At 68.2% G+C, this 19058-nt stretch carries 14 protein-coding genes and 1 pseudogene; 7 read left to right on the top strand and 8 right to left on the bottom strand.

What is annotated here, in order from left to right:
• Positions 1-27: 27 nt before the first annotated feature.
• Together ACZ5PO_RS39535 and ACZ5PO_RS39540 are read right to left on the bottom strand one after the other, a co-directional pair.
• Positions 28-1659, bottom strand: a complete 1632-nt coding sequence (locus ACZ5PO_RS39535) for an AMP-binding protein (protein WP_464188924.1) — start codon at positions 1657-1659, stop codon at positions 28-30.
• 98 nt (positions 1660-1757) lie between these two features.
• Positions 1758-2993 carry an ABC transporter substrate-binding protein gene (locus ACZ5PO_RS39540; protein WP_464188926.1) on the bottom strand — a complete coding sequence of 412 codons (1236 nt, stop codon included), beginning with the start codon at positions 2991-2993 and terminating at the stop codon, positions 1758-1760.
• A 244-nt stretch (positions 2994-3237) separates the two neighbouring features.
• Between ACZ5PO_RS39540 and ACZ5PO_RS39545 the strand changes: the two genes are divergently transcribed.
• The 3 genes from ACZ5PO_RS39545 (at position 3238) to ACZ5PO_RS39555 (ending at position 8278) form a co-directional block, all read left to right on the top strand.
• On the top strand, positions 3238-4836 hold the full coding sequence (locus ACZ5PO_RS39545) for an alkaline phosphatase D family protein (protein ID WP_464188928.1): 1599 nt from the start codon (positions 3238-3240) through the stop codon (positions 4834-4836).
• A gap of 155 nt (positions 4837-4991) precedes the next feature.
• The gene (typA, locus tag ACZ5PO_RS39550; RefSeq protein WP_464188930.1) at positions 4992-6815 is read left to right on the top strand and encodes a translational GTPase TypA; all 1824 of its coding nucleotides are present in this window, start codon (positions 4992-4994) and stop codon (positions 6813-6815) included.
• A gap of 239 nt (positions 6816-7054) precedes the next feature.
• Complete coding sequence (locus ACZ5PO_RS39555; protein WP_464188932.1) at positions 7055-8278, top strand: ABC transporter substrate-binding protein; 1224 nt, start codon at positions 7055-7057, stop codon at positions 8276-8278.
• A 159-nt stretch (positions 8279-8437) separates the two neighbouring features.
• On the opposite strand, the gene cysK is transcribed toward ACZ5PO_RS39555, so the two are convergent.
• The 6 genes from cysK to ubiE form a co-directional block, all read right to left on the bottom strand.
• Positions 8438-9421, bottom strand: a complete 984-nt coding sequence (gene cysK, locus ACZ5PO_RS39560) for a cysteine synthase A (protein ID WP_464188934.1) — start codon at positions 9419-9421, stop codon at positions 8438-8440.
• A 116-nt stretch (positions 9422-9537) separates the two neighbouring features.
• On the bottom strand, positions 9538-9990 hold the full coding sequence (locus ACZ5PO_RS39565; RefSeq protein ID WP_464188936.1) for an RrF2 family transcriptional regulator: 453 nt from the start codon (positions 9988-9990) through the stop codon (positions 9538-9540).
• A 182-nt stretch (positions 9991-10172) separates the two neighbouring features.
• On the bottom strand, positions 10173-10631 hold the full coding sequence (gene dut, locus ACZ5PO_RS39570) for a dUTP diphosphatase (protein ID WP_464188937.1): 459 nt from the start codon (positions 10629-10631) through the stop codon (positions 10173-10175).
• A 4-nt stretch (positions 10632-10635) separates the two neighbouring features.
• A complete protein-coding gene (locus ACZ5PO_RS39575; protein WP_464188939.1) occupies positions 10636-11946 on the bottom strand; it encodes a phosphopantothenoylcysteine decarboxylase domain-containing protein in 1311 nt (436 codons plus the stop codon).
• A 175-nt stretch (positions 11947-12121) separates the two neighbouring features.
• On the bottom strand, positions 12122-13696 hold the full coding sequence (gene ubiB / locus ACZ5PO_RS39580) for a 2-polyprenylphenol 6-hydroxylase (RefSeq protein WP_464188941.1): 1575 nt from the start codon (positions 13694-13696) through the stop codon (positions 12122-12124).
• Between the two features lie 65 nt (positions 13697-13761).
• Positions 13762-14541 carry a bifunctional demethylmenaquinone methyltransferase/2-methoxy-6-polyprenyl-1,4-benzoquinol methylase UbiE gene (ubiE, locus tag ACZ5PO_RS39585; protein WP_464188943.1) on the bottom strand — a complete coding sequence of 260 codons (780 nt, stop codon included), beginning with the start codon at positions 14539-14541 and terminating at the stop codon, positions 13762-13764.
• Between the two features lie 106 nt (positions 14542-14647).
• Here ubiE and mutM point away from each other — a divergent pair.
• From mutM to rpsT, 4 genes and pseudogenes are all read left to right on the top strand, one after another.
• Positions 14648-15546, top strand: a pseudogene (gene mutM, locus ACZ5PO_RS39590) (bifunctional DNA-formamidopyrimidine glycosylase/DNA-(apurinic or apyrimidinic site) lyase).
• 176 nt (positions 15547-15722) lie between these two features.
• Complete coding sequence (locus ACZ5PO_RS39595) at positions 15723-16496, top strand: enoyl-CoA hydratase (protein ID WP_464188945.1); 774 nt, start codon at positions 15723-15725, stop codon at positions 16494-16496.
• A gap of 117 nt (positions 16497-16613) precedes the next feature.
• Positions 16614-17435, top strand: a complete 822-nt coding sequence (locus ACZ5PO_RS39600; RefSeq protein ID WP_464197236.1) for a TSUP family transporter — start codon at positions 16614-16616, stop codon at positions 17433-17435.
• Between the two features lie 137 nt (positions 17436-17572).
• Positions 17573-17839 (top strand): 30S ribosomal protein S20, encoded by a 267-nt coding sequence (gene rpsT / locus ACZ5PO_RS39605; protein WP_464188947.1) that lies wholly within the window; start codon positions 17573-17575, stop codon positions 17837-17839.
• Positions 17840-19058: the final 1219 nt, after the last annotated feature.

Consider the following 19058-nt stretch of genomic DNA (forward strand, 5'->3'; position numbering starts at 1 on the left):
CGGAGGCAGAACCTCCAGCGCAGCCGTTCAGTGGGCCGGCGCCGTGCGCTTCTTGCTCGCCCTGAGGTCGATGGCGCCGGCGATCGCCTCCGGCCGGGTGCCTTTGGCGACGATCTCGGTCTTCTGCACCTTCTGCGTGCTGGTCTTCGGCAAGGCCGGCACGAACAGCACCCAGCCCGGCGGCTTGTAATAGGATAGCCGTGCGTTGGCGTGATCGAACAGCGCCCGCGCCAGGGCCTCGCCGGCGGGATAGCCTTCCTTCGCCACCACGCAGGCCATCACTTCCTCTTCGCGGATGTCGTCGGGCACGGCGATGACCGCCACCTCCAGCACCGCCTCGTGCCCGAGCAGGGTCGCCTCGACCTCGGCCGCCGAGATGTTCTCGCCGGACCGGCGGATGATGTTCTTGTTGCGGTCGACGAAGAACAGCATGCCGCTCTCGTCCTGGGTGACCACGTCGCCCGTGTGGAACCAGCCGCCGTGCCACGCCTCGGCCGTCGCATCCTCGTTCTTGAGGTATTCGGTGAAGAAGCCGCGCCGGGGGTTCCCGCCCGACCGCCGGACCAGCAATTGGCCGGGCCGGCCGAGTGGCACGTCGACATCGCCGGCGTCGACGACACGTGCCTCCAGTTCCAGGCCTGGGCTGGTGCCGGGCCGGCCGAAGGCGCGGGTATCGATCAGCCGGGGCTCGACCGAGGCGATGAAGCCGCCGCCGGTCTCGGTCATGCCCCACAGCTCGATCAGCGGCAGGCCGAAGCGCTCCTCGAAGGCCCGGTGCAGGTTCGGCTCACAGCCGGCCCCCACCCCCAGCCGCACGCCGTGCGTGCGGTCGTAGGGCCCCGGCGGCAGCTTCATGAGCATGGCGGGAATGATGCCGAGGTAGTGGAAGATGGTGGCGCGGCTGTCGGCGAGCTCCTGCCACCACGAATGGGGGTGGAAGCGGTCGGGCAGGATCGAGCAGCCGCCGGTGGTCAGCGCGCCCATGAAGCTGAACACGCCGGCATTGATGTGGAACAGCGGCAGCGGGTTGTAGATGCGCTCCTCGCCCTCGCGCAGCACCAGAAGGCCGCCCCGCGTGCGATAGAGCTCGCCGACCAGATCGTAGTAGTCGTTGGTGACCACGCAGCCCTTGGGCCGCCCGGTGGTGCCCGACGTGTAGAACAGCGTGGTCTCGGTGTCGGGGCCCGGCGTCTCGCGGCGGGCGGCGGACGGGGCGGGCGGCAACGGCCGGTCGTCGGCGACCGAGCGCACCGGCGGTCGCTGCGCGCATTGCGCCGCGACGGCGCCGAGGTCATCGAGCCGGTGCGGCAGGGCGATGATCAGGCAGAGCTCGGAATGCTCGATGAGGTAGCGGCTCTCGTCCGGCCGGTAGTCCGGGTTGATCGGCACCGCGCCGACGCCGAGGCTGTTCAGGGCGAGGAAGTGGAAGTGGTGCTCCGGCCGGTTCTCCAGCAGCAGGCCGACCCGGTGGCCGACGCCGTAGCCCGCCGACGCATAGGCCTCGCGCAGCCGGCCGATTCGTTCGGCCGCCTCGGCGTAGCTGTATTCGACGCCCTCCGGCAGGTAGCTCCGGCTGGCCAACGGCCCGACCGCGACGAAGGGCCGGTCCGGCCACCGCGCGGCCACATCGGCGAACGTCTGATAGACGGTGCTTGCCATGACGCTCTCCTCCCAGCTCTTTTTTGCCCCGACCCGCGCTCATGGCCGGGTCAAGCCCGGCCATGACGCTGTGAGACCTCTCCGGCGGCTTCGTCGGCTCAGCGCGGCAGCGCGCTGTCGAGCACCGGTCCGAAGCTCTCGTAGCGCTCGCCGTTGAAGCGGATCAGCTGCAGCTGTTCGATGGGGAAGTAGTCGGTCGGGCTGGTGTTGATCTTGATGCCCGGCAGCAGCAGGTCCGGCGCGAAGTCCTTCAGGTTGGCCGCCTGCTTCATGATCGTCTCGCGCGACAGATCGCTGCCCGCCTGCTTCAGCACCTGCTCCATCACCTGGGCCGAGACATAGGCGTACACCGTGAGCGAATCCTTGCGGTCCGCCTCGGGGAAGTACTTGTCGAGGAAGGCGCCCCAGGTCTTGAAGGCGGGATCGTCCTTCCACGTCGGGTCGTTGGGGTCCTTCAGGTAGGCGCTGGAGATGATGCCCTTGGCGTTTTCCAGTCCTGCCGGCTTCAGCACCGAGGCGATCGACGAGGCGTTGGAGCCCAGGAAGTGCATGGGGTGCCAGCCGAGCTCGGCGATCTTGCGGATGGCCTGCGCGGCGAACTTCGGCGTCGTCATGTTCATGAACACGTCCGCGCCCGCCGCCTTGATCTGCAGCACCTGGGAATCGATGGTCGCGTCCGTGGTCTCGTAGGGAATCTTGGCGACGATCAACGACTTCTTGTCGCCGAGCCCGTCCTCGAAGCCCTTCAGCACGTCACGCCCGAAGTCGTCGTTCTGGTAGAGGATGCCGATCTTGGCATCGGGCTTGGCGGACAGGAGATATGTGGCGAACGCCCGTCCCTCGCTCTGGTAGCTCGGCTGCAAGCCCATGCTCCAGGGAAAGTTCTTGGGATCGCCGAACTTCGTCGCGCCGGAGGCGATGAAGATCTGCGGCACCTTCTTGATGTTCATGTACTTGGCGATGGCCGAGTTGGTGGGCGCGCCGAGGGGGCCGTAGATGGCCGCCACCTCGTCGCTCTCCACCAGCTTACGCGCCTGCTCCACCGTCTTGGGCGGGCTGTAGCCGTCGTCGTAGCTGATGTAGTCGATGGTGCGCCCGGCGACACCGCCCTTCTCGTTCAGCATCTTGAAATAGGCACCGGGCAGCCGGCCGAGCGCGGCGTAGACGGCGGCAGGGCCACTGTAGGCGTCGATGTTGCCGATCTTCACGGACGTCGCGGTCACGCCGGGCGTGTCGGCTCGCCCCATCGCCGGCGCCAGCAGCAGCGCCGCGCCCAACGCCAGCGCGCCGGCACGCGGACGCGCCCCCCAACGATCGAGCGTCAACATGGACATGCAGCCTCCCTGAATCCTGCCATACGCCCACGGTACAGGTCGGCGCAGGCGCGCGATAGCGGCGCAGCAGTTCGATACTGCGCATACCGGCTTTGGTACCGAGCGGTACGGGCTCGTTCTAGCGTAACGGCGACGCCCGTCAACAGCTCGGACGGAGCCGGTCCCTGTCACGACAGCGTCATGGGGCGGTCGCCGATTCTCAATGTTGTGCACGCACAATACAGGCTTTCAGGAGCGGCAGCCCATGCGTGACCTTTTGCGCGACCGACCGATCACTCGCCGTCGCCTGCTCGCCGCCGGCGGGGCCGCCGGTCTCGTCGGCGTCGGCGGCAACCTCGCCCTGCCCGGGATCTCCCGCGCCGCCGACCGCCCGGCGCTGAGCCATGGCCTGCAGTCCGGTGACGTTTCGGGCGACGCCGCCGTGGTCTGGGGCCGCTCCGACCGGCCGGCGCGGCTCATCATCGAGCTCTCCACCACGGAGAGCTTCAAGGAGCCGTTCGGCGGGGTGTTCGTCGACGTGCTGCCGGAGAGCGACATGACCGGCAAGGTCGCGCTCGCCGGCCTGCCGGCCGGCCAGGACGTCTTCTACAGGATCACGCCGCAGGATCTGGCCGAGCCGGGCATCCGCGGCGAGGCCCTCGTCGGCCGCTTCCGCACGGCGCCGGCCGATCGGAGCTCGATCTCGTTCTGCTGGTCCGGCGACACCGCTGGCCAGGGCTGGGGCATCGACGAGAGCCGCGGCGGCATGACCATCTACTCGACCATCCTGAAGAACCGCCCCGACTTCTTCATCCACTCCGGCGACAACATCTACGCCGACGGCCCGATCAAGGCGGAGGTGGCGCTGCCCGACGGCACCCTCTGGAAGAACCTCGTCACCGAGGCGAAATCCAAGCCTGCCGAGACGCTGGCCGAGTTCCGCGGCAACTACCAGTACAACCTCCTGGACAAGAACCTGCTGGCCATGAACCGGGAGATCCCGCTGCTGGTGCAGTGGGACGACCACGAGGTCACCAACAATTGGTGGCCGGGCGAGCCGCTGACCCGCGCCGAGCACCTGCGCAAGGGCTACGTCGACAAGAACATGATGCTGCTGGCGGCGCGGGCGTCGCGCGCCTTCCATGAATACAGCCCGATGCGCTTCGAGCCGGCCGAGCCCGGCCGCGTCTACCGCAAGATCGCCTACGGGCCGCTGCTCGACGTGTTCATGCTCGACATGCGCAGCTATCGCGGGCCCAACGGCGAGAACCGCCAGGAGCAGTACGGCCCGGACGCTCACTTCCTCGGCCCGGCGCAGCTGGCGTGGCTCAAGCGCGAGCTCAAGGCGTCGAACGCGGTCTGGAAGGTCATCGCCGCCGACATGCCGATCGGCCTCATCGTCGTCTACGACGTCGACCGCAAGTTCGGCTCGGAAGCGATCGCCCAGGGCGACGGCCCGCCGCTCGGACGCGAGCTGGAGATCGCCGATCTGCTCGCGTTCATGAAGCGGGAGAAGGTGCGCAACACCGTCTGGCTCACCGCCGACGTGCACTACACGGCCGCCCACTTCTATAATCCGGACAAGGCCCGCTTCCAGGACTTCGACCCCTTCTGGGAGTTCGTCTCGGGCCCGCTGCACGCCGGCACGTTCGGGCCGGCCGACCTCGACGACACCTTCGGGCCGGAGCTGCGCTACGCCAAGGCCCCGACCAAGGAGCAGGGGCAGAACGCCTCGCCGGCCGCAGGGCTCCAGTTCTTCGGCCATGTGGCGATCGATGGGGCGACCGGGCAGATGAAGGTGACCCTCAAGGACGCCGCCGACAGCGATCTGTGGAGCACCATCATCGACCCGGCGCAGGGCTGAGCGGCGCGCCGTTCGCCGCGGCGGCTTGCGCTCGCCCGCGCGCCGCCGCATATAAGCGGAGATTCAGCCCAGCTGCGTAATCGGAAGGGCGCCGCGTTGTCGCCGGCGCGGCCTTCTGTTATTGCGCTGCAACGAAATTCCTTTCAGGTCCGGTCATGAAGCTCCGCAACATCGCGATCATCGCGCACGTCGACCACGGCAAGACCACGCTCGTCGACAAGCTCCTGCAGCAGTCCGGGTCCTTCCGCGAGAACCAGCGCGTCGCCGAGCGCGTCATGGATTCCAACGATCTCGAAAAGGAGCGCGGCATCACCATCCTGGCCAAGGCCACGTCGGTGGTCTGGAAGGACACGCGCATCAACATCGTCGACACGCCCGGCCACGCCGACTTCGGCGGCGAGGTGGAGCGCATCCTGTCCATGGTCGACGGCGCCATCGTGCTTGTCGACGCGGCCGAGGGCCCGATGCCGCAGACCAAGTTCGTGGTCGGCAAGGCCTTGAAGATCGGCCTTCGGCCGATCGTGGCCATCAACAAGGTGGACCGCCCGGACGGACGCCCGAGCGAGGTGATCAACGAGGTGTTCGACCTGTTCGCGGCGCTCGACGCGTCCGACGAGCAGCTCGACTTCCCGATCCTCTACGGCTCGGGCCGCGACGGCTGGATGGCCATGTCGCCCGAGGGGCCGAAGGACGAGGGCCTGGCGCCGCTGTTCGACCTCGTGCTGAAGCACGTGCCGGAACCCAAGGTGGACCCGGCCCCCTTCCGCATGCTCGGCACCCTCCTGGAGGCCAATCCCTTCCTCGGCCGCATTATCACCGGCCGCATCGCCTCCGGCACGGTCAAGCCCAACCAGTCCATCAAGGTGATCAACCGCGAGGGCAAGCTGGTCGAGACCGGGCGCGTCTCCAAGATCCTTGCCTTCCGTGGCATCGAACGGCAGCCGATCGAGCTGGGTGAGGCGGGCGACATCGTCTCCATCGCCGGCCTCGTCGAGGGCTCGGTGGCGGACACCTTCTGCGACCCCTCGGTCGACACCCCGATCCAGGCCCAGCCGATCGATCCGCCCACCGTCACCATGTCGTTCATCGTCAACGACAGCCCGCTGGCCGGCACCGAAGGCGACAAGGTGACCAGCCGCATGATCCGCGACCGGCTGTTCAAGGAGGCCGAGGGCAACGTCACGCTGAAGATCGAGGAGTCCTCCGACAAGGACAGCTTCTTCGTGTCGGGCCGCGGTGAGCTGCAGCTCGCCATCCTGATCGAGACCATGCGCCGCGAGGGCTTCGAGATCGCCGTGTCGCGGCCGCGCGTTGTGTTCTCGCAGGGTGCCGACGGCGAGGTGCTGGAGCCGATCGAAGAGGTCGTCATCGACGTCGACGAGGAGTACGCCGGCACGGTGGTGCAGAAGATGTCCGAGCGGCGCGCCGAGATGATCGAGATGAAGCCCTCCGGCGGCAACCGCCAGCGGCTCGTCTTCCATGCGCCGACGCGCGGCCTCATCGGCTACCAGTCCGAGCTGCTGACCGACACCCGTGGCACGGCGATCATGAACCGGCTGTTCCACAGCTACCAGGACCACAAGGGCGAGATCGCCGGCCGCACCAACGGCGTGCTGATCGCCAACGAGGCGGGCGAGGCGGTGGCCTACGCCCTGTGGAACCTGGAGGACCGCGGCCCGATGATCATCGACGCCGGGGTCAAGGTCTATCAGGGCATGCTGGTCGGCATCCACACCCGTGACAACGACCTGGAGGTCAACGTCCTCAAGGGCAAGAAGCTCACCAACATCCGCACCACGTCGAAGGACGAGGCGGTGAAGCTGACGCCGCCGATCCGTATGACGCTGGAGCGGTCGCTGGCCTGGATCCAGGACGACGAACTGGTCGAGGTGACGCCCAAGTCGATCCGCCTGCGCAAGCGCTACCTCGACCCCAACGAGCGCAAGCGCCAGGAGCGCGCCAAGGAGGCGGCGGCCTGAGGTCGCTCGGAAGCAGCAGCCGGATCAGCGCGGCCGCGAGGGCGCCCACGCCGTAGGGGCGCCGCCTTGCGCCGCCGAAGCGGAGTTCAACCCGACGGCGAGTGCGTCACGGGACCGCTGTGGGTTCGCAACGCCCGAAATTTAGCCGGAAGAGGCATTCCCTCGCGGCTTTTTTTTGCATAGCCTTCCAGAAACCGGCGCGGCCGAAGCATCCGCGCCCACATTCGGGAGGACGATGCATGAGCGGATTCAGGTCGGCTGCCATACTCGCGCTCGCGCTCGGGGCGATGCTCACGAGCCCTGCACTCGCGCAGAAGGCGTACGACACCGGGGCAACGGACACCGAGATCAAGGTCGGGCAGACCATTCCGCTGAGCGGCCCCGCCTCGGCCTACGGCGGCATCGGCAGGGTGCAGGCGGCCTACATCCGCATGGTCAACGAGCAGGGCGGGGTCAACGGCCGCAAGATCAATCTGATCCAGTACGACGACGCCTACAATCCGCCGAAGGCTGTCGAGCAGGTGCGCAAGCTCGTCGAAAGCGACGAGGTGCTCACCACCTTCCAGATCATCGGCACGCCGTCGAACGCCGCAGTGCAGAGGTACCTCAACGACAAGAAGGTGCCGCAACTTCTCGCTTCGACCGGCGCGACACGTTTCACGGATCCCAAGAACTACCCGTGGACGATCGCCTTCAATCCGAACTACCAGTCGGAAGCGCATATCTACGCGAAGTACATTCTCGCCAATCAGCCCAACGGCAAGATCGCGATCCTCTACCAGAACGACGACCTGGGCAAAGATTACGTCAAGGGCCTCAAGGACGCGCTCGGGCCAAAGGCGAACATGATCGTCGCCGAGGCCTCCTATGAGCTGTCGGACCCGACGGTGGACGCCCAGATGGTGAAGCTGAAGGCGTCCGGGGCCGACATCTTCTTCAACGTCACCACGCCGAAGTTCGGGGCGCAGTCGATCCGCAAGGCCGCCGAGCTGGGCTGGAAACCCGCCCTCCACATCCTCGACATCAACGCCACGCCGGTCAGCCAGACGCTGGTGCCCGCCGGGCTCGAGAACGCCAAGGACATCGTGTCCGTCAACTACGGCAAGGACCCGCTCGACCCGCAGTGGGCGGACGATCCCGGCATGAAGAAATACAAGGCGTTCATGGCGAAGTGGGCGCCGAACGAGGACGCCGACAGCGGCATTGCCACCTACGGTTATTCCACGGCCGCCCTGCTCGTCCAGATCCTGAAGCAGGCTGGCGACAACCTGACACGCGCCAACATCATGAAGCAGGCGACGAGCATCAAGGACTACGCCGCCGATCTGGCGCTGCCGGGCATGACGGTCTCGACCACGCCCGACGATTGGCGCATCAACAAGCAGTTCCAGATGATGAAGTTCGACGGCAAGCGCTGGGTGCTGTTCGGACCGATCGTGACCGACGATTTCACGACGAACTGAGTGTCGCGCCGTGATGGCCGGGCCTGACCCGGCCATCCGTCGGAGCCGACGGTTCCAGCCCGCGAGGGCTGTCCTCACCTACTTCATCTCAAGACGATGGCTGGCCGGGTCGAGCCCGGCCATGACCCGTGAGGCGGTGGGCGATGCAGCCCCCTGCCCTCACAGCCCCTCGAACAGCGGCGTCGAGAGATACCGCTCGGCGAACGAGGGGATGATGATCACGATGTTGTTGCCCGCCGCCTCGGGGCGCTGGGCGATCTCGAGGGCGGCGGCAACGGCGGCGCCCGACGAGATGCCGGCCGGGATGCCCTCGACCTTGGCGAGCAGGCGCGAGCTGTCGAACGCGGTCTGATTGCCGACGGTGATGATCTCGTCGATCACCGAGCGGTCGAGGATCTCCGGCACGAAGCCGGCGCCGATGCCCTGAATCTTGTGCGGCCCCGGCTGACCGCCGGAGAGCACCGGGCTGTCCTCGGGCTCTACGGCCACGATCTTCACCTGCGGGCGGCGCTGCTTGAGCACCTGGCCCACGCCGGTGATGGTGCCGCCGGTACCGACGCCGGCGACGACATAGTCGACCTCGCCGTGCGTGTCGTTCCAGATCTCCTCCGCCGTGGTGTGGCGATGGATCTCCGGGTTGGCCGGATTGGCGAACTGCTGGGGAATGATCGAGCCGGGGATCGAGGCGTTGAGCTCCTGGGCCCGCGCGATGGCGCCGCGCATGCCCTGGGCGCCGGGGGTGAGCTCCAGCTGCGCGCCGAGCAGCAGCAGCATCTTGCGCCGCTCGATCGACATGGTCTCGGGCATCACCAGGATGAGGCGGTAGCCGCGCGCGGCCGAGACGAACGCGAGCGCGATGCCGGTATTGCCGGAGGTGGGCTCGATCAGCGTCGAGCCGGGCTTGATGCGCCCCTGCGCCTCGAGCGCGTCGATCATGCTGACGCCGATGCGGTCCTTGACGCTCGAAATCGGGTTGAAGAACTCCAGCTTGGCGAGCAGGTTCGCCTTCACGCCCTTGTCCTTGGCCAGGCGGCTCAGGCGCACGAGCGGCGTGTCGCCGATCGTATCGGTGATCGAATCATAGATCCGGCCCCGTCCGGCCGTCTGCACTCCGCCCTCGGCCTTCACCGCTGGTTCTGCCATCTTGCTCTCCCCTGGACGCGGCCGCAGACGCTCATGTGGTCGACGACGGCGATCTGCGGCCACACCGACGGCCGCCTTATAACGAACGTTTCCGTGCAATTGTACCGATCAACATATCAGATCGTGAAATCGGCCGCGCTTTGCAAGCCGCCGAAGACCGTCCTGGCCTCGGCGGCGCGACACAGATCCTCCACCGTGATCTCGTCGAGCTTGCCGAGGAATGCCTCAGCCGCCGCCTTGACCGCGGGATCGATCACCGCCTCCACAAGCCGGGATTCCGGGGCGGGCGGCAGCGATTCGTCGTCGTTGCCGGCCATGACGGCGCGAACGATATCGCCGGCAGAAATGCGCCGCCGTTCACGCGCCAGCTCGTAGCCGCCCCGGGGGCCCCGCACCCCCTTCAGGATACCGGCTCGAACCAGGGTCTGCAGCACGGTTTCGAGGTGGCGCGGCGGCAGCTGATGTCTGGCGGCGAGAAGCTTGGCCGCGACCGGCATCGGCCTGGCGTGGATGGCCACGTCGACCACGGCCGCGATGGCAAGCACGCTTCGCCGCGACAATAACATCATGGACCAGTCTCTCCGCCTGTGCCCCCGCCCCGGGCGAGGACGCATGAAGCGCTTCCCGAAGCACGGCCCCGATCCGGTGCGATCACCCGATCAGGGCCTGCCCCGACCCTTTCCCGCCAAATACCACCATAATGGGTCTAATGATAAGAATGCACCCGAGCGGGCGTCATTTGGCTGGATCCTTAGCGCACGCCGGTGGAGCCGAAGCCGCCCGCTCCACGGGCCGTGCCGTCGAGATCCTCCACCTCGATGATCTCGGCCTGCGGCGCCGGCGCCACGACGGCCTGGGCGATGCGGTCGCCGCGCCGGATCGGGAAGGCACGCTCCCCGAGATTGATAAGGCATACTGCGATCGCACCCCGGTAGTCGCTGTCGATGGTGCCGGGGCTGTTGAGCACCGTCACGCCGTGGTTGACCGCCAAGCCCGAGCGGGGCCTGATCTGCAGCTCGAAGCCGGGCGGAATCGCCACGGCAAAGCCCGTCGGCACGAGCAGCCGCGCCCCGGGGGCGAGGCTCGTCTCGGACTCCTCCGGCACCGCGGCGCGCAGATCGAAGCCCGCCGCGCCGTCCGTCGCATAGGCAGGCAGCGGCAGGCCCACGGCCTCGGGCAGTCTCAGGAAGCGGAGCACCGGCACGACCATCCGCTCACACCTGCGGGCCGAGGGCGGCGGCGATACGGGCCACCAGCCGGCGCGCGACTTCGTCCTTGTCCAGCGTCGGCCAGTCGTCGACGCCGGTCCCGGTGACGAGGTGCACCGTGTTCGACGTGCCGCCCATGATCCCCGTCTCGGGCGACACATCGTTGGCGACGATCCAGTCACAGCCCTTGCGGGCGAGCTTGGCCTTGGCGTATTCGACGACGTGCTCCGTCTCGGCGGCGAAGCCGACAACCAGCCGCGGCCGGCCCTTCGTCATCTGCGCCACGTGGGCGAGGATGTCCGGGTTTTCGACGAGCGTGAGCGTGGGGGCGCTGGCTCCCTGCTTCTTGATCTTTTCCTCGGCGGCGTCGGCCACACGCCAGTCCGCCACGGCGGCGGTGAACACGGCCGCATCGGCCGGCAGCGCCACCTCGACCGCCTCAAGCATCTCGCGGGCGCTCTCGATGTGCACCACGTGCACGCCAGGCGGATCCGGCTGCGCCACCGGCCCCGACACCAGCGTGACGTAGGCGCCGGCCTCGGCGGCGGCGCGGGCGATGGCATGGCCTTGCCGCCCGGAGGAGCGGTTGGCGATATAGCGCACCGGGTCGATCGGCTCGTGCGTCGGCCCCGAGGTCACCAGCACGCGCCGTCCGACCAGGGGCCGCGCCGGCTCGAGCCGGCCCACGGGCTCGCCCGCGCCGGCGGCCGGGGTCGGAGGGCCCTGATAGATGACGTTGTGATAGGGCACCTGCGAGACGCCGGGGGCCTCCGGGCCCAGGGCCTGTTCGATGGCGGCGACGATCTCCAGCGGCTCGGCCATGCGTCCGGCGCCGGTCTCGCCCCGCTCGGCCATGGTGCCGACATTGGGCCCGACGAACAGCACGCCGTCGGCAGCGAGCCGCTCGGCGTTCCGCTGCGTTGCCGGATGCTGCCACATGCGCGGGTTCATCGCCGGCGCCACCAGGACCGGCTTGTCGGTGGCCAGCAGCGCATTGCTCGCCAGATCGTTGGCGATGCCGTTGGCGAGCTTGGCCAGGAGATCGGCGGTCGCCGGGGCGACCACCAGCAGGTCCGCCTGCCGCGACAGGGCGATATGGCCGATGTCCGCCTCGTCGGTGAGCGAGAACAGATCGGTGAAGACCTTCTCCTGCGACAGCGAAGCGGCGGAGAGCGGCGTCACGAACTCCCGTGCCGCCGCGGTCATGACACAGCGGACCGAGGCGCCGCGCTCCTTGAGGCGGCGGATCAGATCGAGCGCCTTATAGGCGGCAATGCCGCCGCCGATGATCAGCAGAATGCGTCGCCCGACCAGCACGGATCGTCTCCTCCCCGAAGATTTTGACTATTAGGTGCCTCGGCGCGCTCCGGCAACGGCTGCGCCTGCACGCCTGCGATCGATCTTGAACATCGGACCAAAAGTGGACGCCGGTTTTTGGGAAGGGCCCAATGCTAAGACAAAGAGCTAGAGCGGCGGCTCCGATTCCGTCGATCTAGTGCGAGCCGAACGCCATCCAGGCCGCGAGCAGGATGACGATCAGCCAGAGGGCGAAGGCGCTCCACCGCGCCCGACGCGCTTCGGCCTGCCCGATGCGGTCGGTGGTGTCGGCGTCCAGCGCAAAGCCGGTGGTGGTCGCGCCTTCCAGCCTGTCCAGCACCCGCTCGGCGCGGCCGAGGGTCTCGGGCAGCGCCGCCACCCGCGCGGCAAGGCCCGCGATGCCGCGCCCCGCCTCCTCGATACGCCCCACGGGCCCGAGGTTGCGGGTGATCCACTCACGCACCACCGGGTCGGCGGTCGTCCACATGTCGAGCTGCGGGTCGAGGGTGCGGCCGACGCCTTCGACCACCACCATGGTCTTCTGCAGCATGACCAGCTCGGTTCGCGTCTTCATGGCGAACAGGGCCGTGACCTCGAACAGCAGCGTCAGGAGCCGGGCCATGGAGATCTCGTCGGCGCGGCGGTTATGGATGGGCTCGCCAATGGCCCGGAGCGCCTGGGCGAAATCGGCGACGCTGTGCTCCGGCGGCACGTAGCCCGCCTCGAAGTGCACCTCGGCGACGCGCATATAGTCGCGGCTGATGAAGCCGTAGAGGATCTCGGCGAGAAAGCGCCGCTCCTTGAAGCCGAGCCGGCCCATGATGCCGAAATCCACCGCCACCAGCCGGCCGTCGCCGTCGACGAACAGATTGCCGGGATGCATGTCGGCGTGGAAGAAGCCGTCGCGCAGCGCATGGCGCAGGAACGACTGGATGATCGCCCGCGCCAGCGCCACCCGGTCATGGCCCGCCGCCGCCACGGCGCCGAGATCGGTGAGCTTGACCCCGTCGATCCATTCGCTCGTCATCACGTCGCGCTCGGTGAGGCTCCACTCGACGCGCGGCACGCGGAAATCCGGGTCGCCCTTGGTGTTCTCCGCCAGCTCCGACAGCGCCGCCGCCTCGAGCCGCAGGTCCATCTCGATGGTCACCGAGCGCGCCAGCGTCTCCACCACCTCCCGCGGTCGCAGCCGGCGGGTGCTGGGCACCAGCCGCTCGACTGCGCGGGCGGCGTAGCGCATGGCGCCGAGGTCGCGCTGGAAGCGCGCCCGCACCCCCGGCCGCAGCACCTTGATCGCGACGAAGCCGGCATCGGGCAGGCCGACCGGCCGCCCCTTGTGTACCTGCGCGATCGAGGCGGCGCCGATCGGCCCGCTGAAATCGGTGAAAATCTGGTCGAACGGTCGCCCGAAGGATTGCGCGATGATGGCCTCCGCCTGCGCCTGCGGAAACGGCGGCATGCGGTCCTGCAAGGTCTCCAGCTCGCGCGCGATGCGGACCCCGACCACGTCGGGGCGCGTCGCCATGAACTGGCCCAGCTTCACCCAGGACGGCCCGAGCCGGGTGAGGCCAGCGGCGACGCGGCCGTTGCCGCCCTCGACGCCCCGCCGCTCAATGAGCCGGGCGCAGCGCAGGCCGATGCGCACCACCGGCGGCAGCGCGCTGGCATCGATAGCCGCGAGCGCGCCCTCCCGCGCCAGCACGAGGCCGACGCCGAACAGCCGCACGCCGTAGATCAACTCGCTCAGCACGGGCAGCTCATGGGCATGGGCATGCGTTCACCGCGGAGCCGGCGTTCCCTGTGCGGGGCATGTGCTCAGATTTTCCAGGCCGAATGCAGGGCGACGATGCCGCCGGTCATCGATCGCGCGGTCACGCGGCCGAAGCCGGCGTCCTCGATCATGCGGGCGAACAGCGCGGGGTTGGGGAAGCGGCGGATCGATTCGACCAGATAACGGTAAGGCTCGGCGTCACCGGTCACCAGGCGGCCGAGCGCCGGGATGACATTGAACGAATAGGCATCGTAGACGCGGTCGAGGCCGGGCAGATCCACGTGCGAAAACTCCAGGCACAGGAAGCGGCCGCCCCGCCGCAGCACGCGGAAGGCTTCGGCCAGCGCCACCTCCAGCCGCGGCACGTTGCGGATGCCGAAGGCGATGGTGTAGGCGTCGAACGAGCCGTCGGGAAAGGGCAATGCTTCCGCATTGGCCTGCACGAAGTCGATGCGGCGACCGAAACGGCCGCCGGCCCGCTCCCGTCCCACCGCCAGCATGTCGCCGTTGATGTCGAGCACCGTGACCCGGGTGCGCTCGCCGCCGGCCGCCAGGGTGCGGAAGGCGACGTCGCCGGTACCGCCGGCCACGTCGAGCACGTCGAGCGCGCGGCGCGGCGACGGCGCCAGGGCGGCGACCATGTCGGCCTTCCAGGCCCGGTGCAGGCCCGCCGACATGAGATCGTTCATGATGTCGTAGCGCCGGGCCACCTTGTGGAAAACGTCGTCCACCAGCGTCTGCTTCTCGTCGAGGTCGACGCTGGAGAAGCCGAAATGCGTCCGGCGGCCGCTGGCTGCATCGTTGGCTTGGCGATTGGCGGTCATGGCGCTCGTTCCTTCCGGCGCGGACCATAGCGAAGGCCGGCGCAAGCCGCTATGTGTCATGCGGGCCATCAAGAACATCAAACGGCCCGTGAAAAGACGCCATCCCGTGCCCGAGCTTCCCGAAGTCGAAACCGTCCGCCGCGGCCTGGAGCCCGCGCTCGTCGGCGCGCGCATCGTCCGCGTCGACCTGAACCGCAAGGACCTGCGCTTTCCGTTCCCGGAGCGCTTCGCCGCGCGCCTGGAAGGCCAGGAGGTGCTGGCGCTGGGGCGACGGGCCAAATATCTGCTGGCCGACCTCGCCAGCGGCGAGGTGTTGGCCATGCACCTCGGCATGACCGGACGCTTCACCATCCTGGAGCCTGGCGACGCCGGCGGCGACGCGGCCCCCTCGAACCGGGCGGCTTCTATTATACCGTGGCGCCGCAGAGCACCCACGACCACGTGGGCTTCCAGCTCTCGACGGGAACGCGCATCGTCTACAACGACGCGCGCCGCTTCGGCTTCATGGTGCTGCTGCCCCGAACGGAGCTGGACGTCCACCCCCTGTTCAAGGGTCTTGGCGTCGAGCCGCTCGGCAACGAGCTCGACGGCGGCATGCTCGCCCGCCTGTTCGCCGGCAAGGCGGCGCCACTGAAGGCCGCGTTGCTGGACCAGCGGCTGGTCGCCGGCCTCGGCAACATCTACGTGAGCGAGGCCCTGCATCGGGCCGGATTGTCGCCGCAACGCGCCGCCGGCACCCTGGTGACCAGGACCGGAAAGCCCACCCGCGCCGCGGAACGGCTCGCCGACGCCATCCGCGACGTGCTGACCGAGGCGGTGGCGGCCGGGGGCTCGACCCTGCGCGACTACCATAAGACCGACGGCACGCTCGGCTATTTTCAGCACCGCTTCCGGGTTTACGACCGCGAGGGTGAGCCCTGCCCGACGCCCGCCTGTCGCGGCGTCGTCAGCCGGAGCGTGCAGTCCGGGCGCTCCACCTTCCACTGCACCGTGTGCCAGCGCTAGCTAGAGCGCTTCGTGATCGGTTGGCACCCCCCGGACGGATGAGTCCATCTGATCGGGAGCGCGTCTTGCGGTTCGCACGGGCAAGGTCCGCAGCCGCCTTTGGCCAAACGCCCATGGACGGGCCGACACCGGTGATTTAGTCGGTCAGCCTCGATCAGGAGAGGAAGGACCATCCGATGGCCTATGAGACCATTCTCGTCGAGACGCGCGGCAAGGTCGGGGCGATCACGCTCAACCGGCCGAAGGCCCTCAATGCCCTCAATGCCCAGCTCATGACCGAGCTCAATCTGGCCCTGGACGCCTTCGAGGCTGACGACGCGGTCGGCTGCATCCTCCTCACCGGCTCCGATCGCGCTTTCGCCGCCGGCGCCGACATCAAGGAGATGGAGGAGAAGACCTACCCGGCAACCTACCTGGAGGACTTCTTCGTCACCGGCGACCGCATCGCGGCGCGCCGCAAGCCCATGGTGGCGGCTGTCGCCGGCTTCGCCCTCGGTGGCGGCTGCGAGCTCGCCATGATGTGCGACATCATCATCGCAGCCGATACGGCGAAGTTCGGCCAGCCCGAGATCAAGCTCGGCGTCATGCCCGGCATCGGCGGTACGCAGCGCCTGACGCGGGCCGTCGGCAAGGCCAAGGCCATGGATCTCTGCCTGACGGGCCGCATGATGGGGGCGGAGGAGGCCGAGCGCTCCGGCCTGGTCGCCCGCGTGGTGCCGGCCGACAAGCTCCTGGAGGAGGCGTTCGCGGCGGCCGAGGCGATCGCCTCCATGTCGCTGCCGATCCTGATGATGACCAAGGAGAGCGTGAACCGCGCCTTCGAGACGTCCTTGTCCGAAGGCGTGCGCTTCGAGCGCCGCGTCTTCCACGCCATGTTCGCCACCGTCGACCAGAAGGAGGGCATGTCCGCCTTCGTCGCCAAGCGCCCGCCGAACTTCAAGAACGCCTGACGGAACGGGCGGAGCCAGCCGAATCGTGACATCGCTGCGCAAGGGCGGTCGCGGCCATCCGCGTCGATGACAGCCGCGGCCTTCGACCTGAGCGCGATGCTGCACTGGGGCGGCGGTATGCCGGCCGATGCCGGGCTGACGCCCGGCGTCGTCGCCATCCTCGCGCTCGTCGCCGGCCTGGCCGGCCTCATCGACGCCATCGCCGGCGGTGGCGGCCTGCTGGTGCTGCCGGCGCTGCTGCTCGCCGGCTTCGATCCGGCGAGCGCGCTGGGCATCAACAAGCTGCAGGGCAGCTTCAGCACCGGTTCGGCCACGCTCACCTTCGCGCGGGCCCGCATGATCGACTGGCGCAGCGGCGCGCCGATGGCCGCAAGCGCATTCGCCGGCTCCCTCCTCGGGGCGGCCATGGTGGGCATCGCCCCCATCGCCCTGCTGAAGACGGCGATGCCGATCCTGCTGATCGCCATCGCCCTCTATATGGCTGTCTCGCCGCGGCTGACCGACGAGGATCGCCACCGGCGCATGCCCGTCGCCGTATTCACGCTATCCGTCCCGCCCCTGGTGGGCTTCTACGACGGGCTCTTCGGCCCCGGTGCCGGCTCCTTCTATATGCTGGCGTTCGTGGCGCTGCTGGGCTTCGGCGTGATCCGCGCCACCGCTCACGCCAAGCTGCTGAATTGCGCCAGCAACCTGGGGGCGCTCGCAGTTCTGGCCGCAACCCAGCCGATCGCCTGGCCACTCGGGCTGCTGATGGGCTGTTGCGCCCTCGCGGGCGCGCAGCTCGGCTCTCGGCTGGCGATCCGGCAGGGTGTGCGGCTCATCCGCCCGCTCCTGGTCGTCGTCTCCTGCGCCATGGCGGTGCGGCTCATGGCCGATCCGACCAACCCGCTGCGCGCGGCCGTGCTCGACGCGCTGCAGTTTATGCCACCGAAGAATTGACGGCATCGGCGATCGCGCCTATAAGCCGGCAACCCGGACGGCCTCAGCGCCGTCCGATTTCTTTTCAACAGCTCGATGCTCCGAGCGCCGAACCATCACGTCGGCGACGGCATCTGCAACCCAACGAGGACGGCGCGATGGCCAACACATCGTCGGCCAAAAAGGCGGCCCGCAAGATTCTAGCCCGCACGGCGGTGAACAAGAGCCGCCGCAGCCGCGTGCGCACCTACCTGCGGAAGGTCGAAGAGGCTATTGCGTCGGGCGACAAGACCGTCGCGACGGAAGCGCTGCGTGCGGCCGAGCCGGAGCTGATGCGCGCGGCGCAGAAGGGCGTGTTCCACAAGAACACCGCCTCCCGCAAAGTGTCGCGGCTGGCTCATCGCGTGCAGGGTCTCGGCGCCTGACGCCAGGATCTCGCCGGACGGCGGCGCGAGCGGCGCCGCCGGCCTGTTGTCAGGAATTCCCTGCCTCTCTTGTTCCGCTCGCGATCCTCTCCCGTGAAAGTCCCGCGCCGCCGTACCGGGCTTGCTCCCGTCGCGGCGGCGGCTTAGGCGCGAAACCGCGGGCGGGCAGCCGGCGGCGCAGCTCTGCCGGGTTCGACGTACCGGACGACGGATCAGCCGGGCCGCGATGGTACTGCGGCGTCGCGGGGTCCGAGGTCCCGACGCCGTCCCGGCCGGATATGTTCATCCGATCCGGTGAAAATGCTCCAAGTTCCTGAATCTGCCCCGCCGATCTGCGACCGGGCGGGTCCCGCCGGCCGCGGCGGCGCGGTAGGCGCGCGGCTGACGCACCACCATATGGACGAAGTGCTACACGGCCCTGTCCACGTGCAACCGTTCGCGGGTTTTCCCAGAAATCCACAGTGCCCCACAGGCCGAGCGCGCGCCAACTCGGGCGTCCGGCGTAGCCGGGCCGGCCGAACGCCAGCCAGGCTGGATTCAGTGGACAAGGCGCCCGCGACACCCCTCCGAACATTGAAAAGCCGAGCAGGGCGAGCAGCTTCGACAGAGCGCTGCCGCATGCTTAAGGTTGTGTCAAGCTAAAGCGAAACGATTAGTTTTGGCCCTTGACAACGGTTACATGGCGGTCCCGTGACGCCGCCGCCGGCTCATCCTTTTTCGCGCAGTCAAAGCCGCGAGAAAACAGATGGTTAGGGGGCAAAGCGCTGCGAAGGCACCGAATCGCGGCCAAACCCGCAGCCGGATCCGAGCACGATCGGAACGATTCCGCCGCCGAAACAACGAGAGGTCGCAGCCGTCATCCACAACGAAACACTTGGCCGGGCAACGGCTTGGACGCGGCACAGGAGCACCGGGGCACCCCGATGCGATCGGCTGGGGCGGCCCGGACCGGGGTCAGGGGACATTCCTGTTGCGGGGCTCGGACCCCCCATGTAATGTCACTCCACTTCGGGCGACACCGAGGCTTCCACCAAATATTTTGGTCGTCGAATGCCTCACGTGGGGGAGATCTACCTGTGTCCAGCGACTATAAAGAGCGCGTTCATACAGCGTCCTCTACCGTCGATGGCTATTCGATTTCGCGTTGCTAACGCAGGCGAGACACAGGTTCTAATCACGCTCTCCGATCATCGCTGTCTTACTTGAGTTGGTCATCATC

Source organism: Chelatococcus sp. KU-N122 (assembly GCF_055391085.1).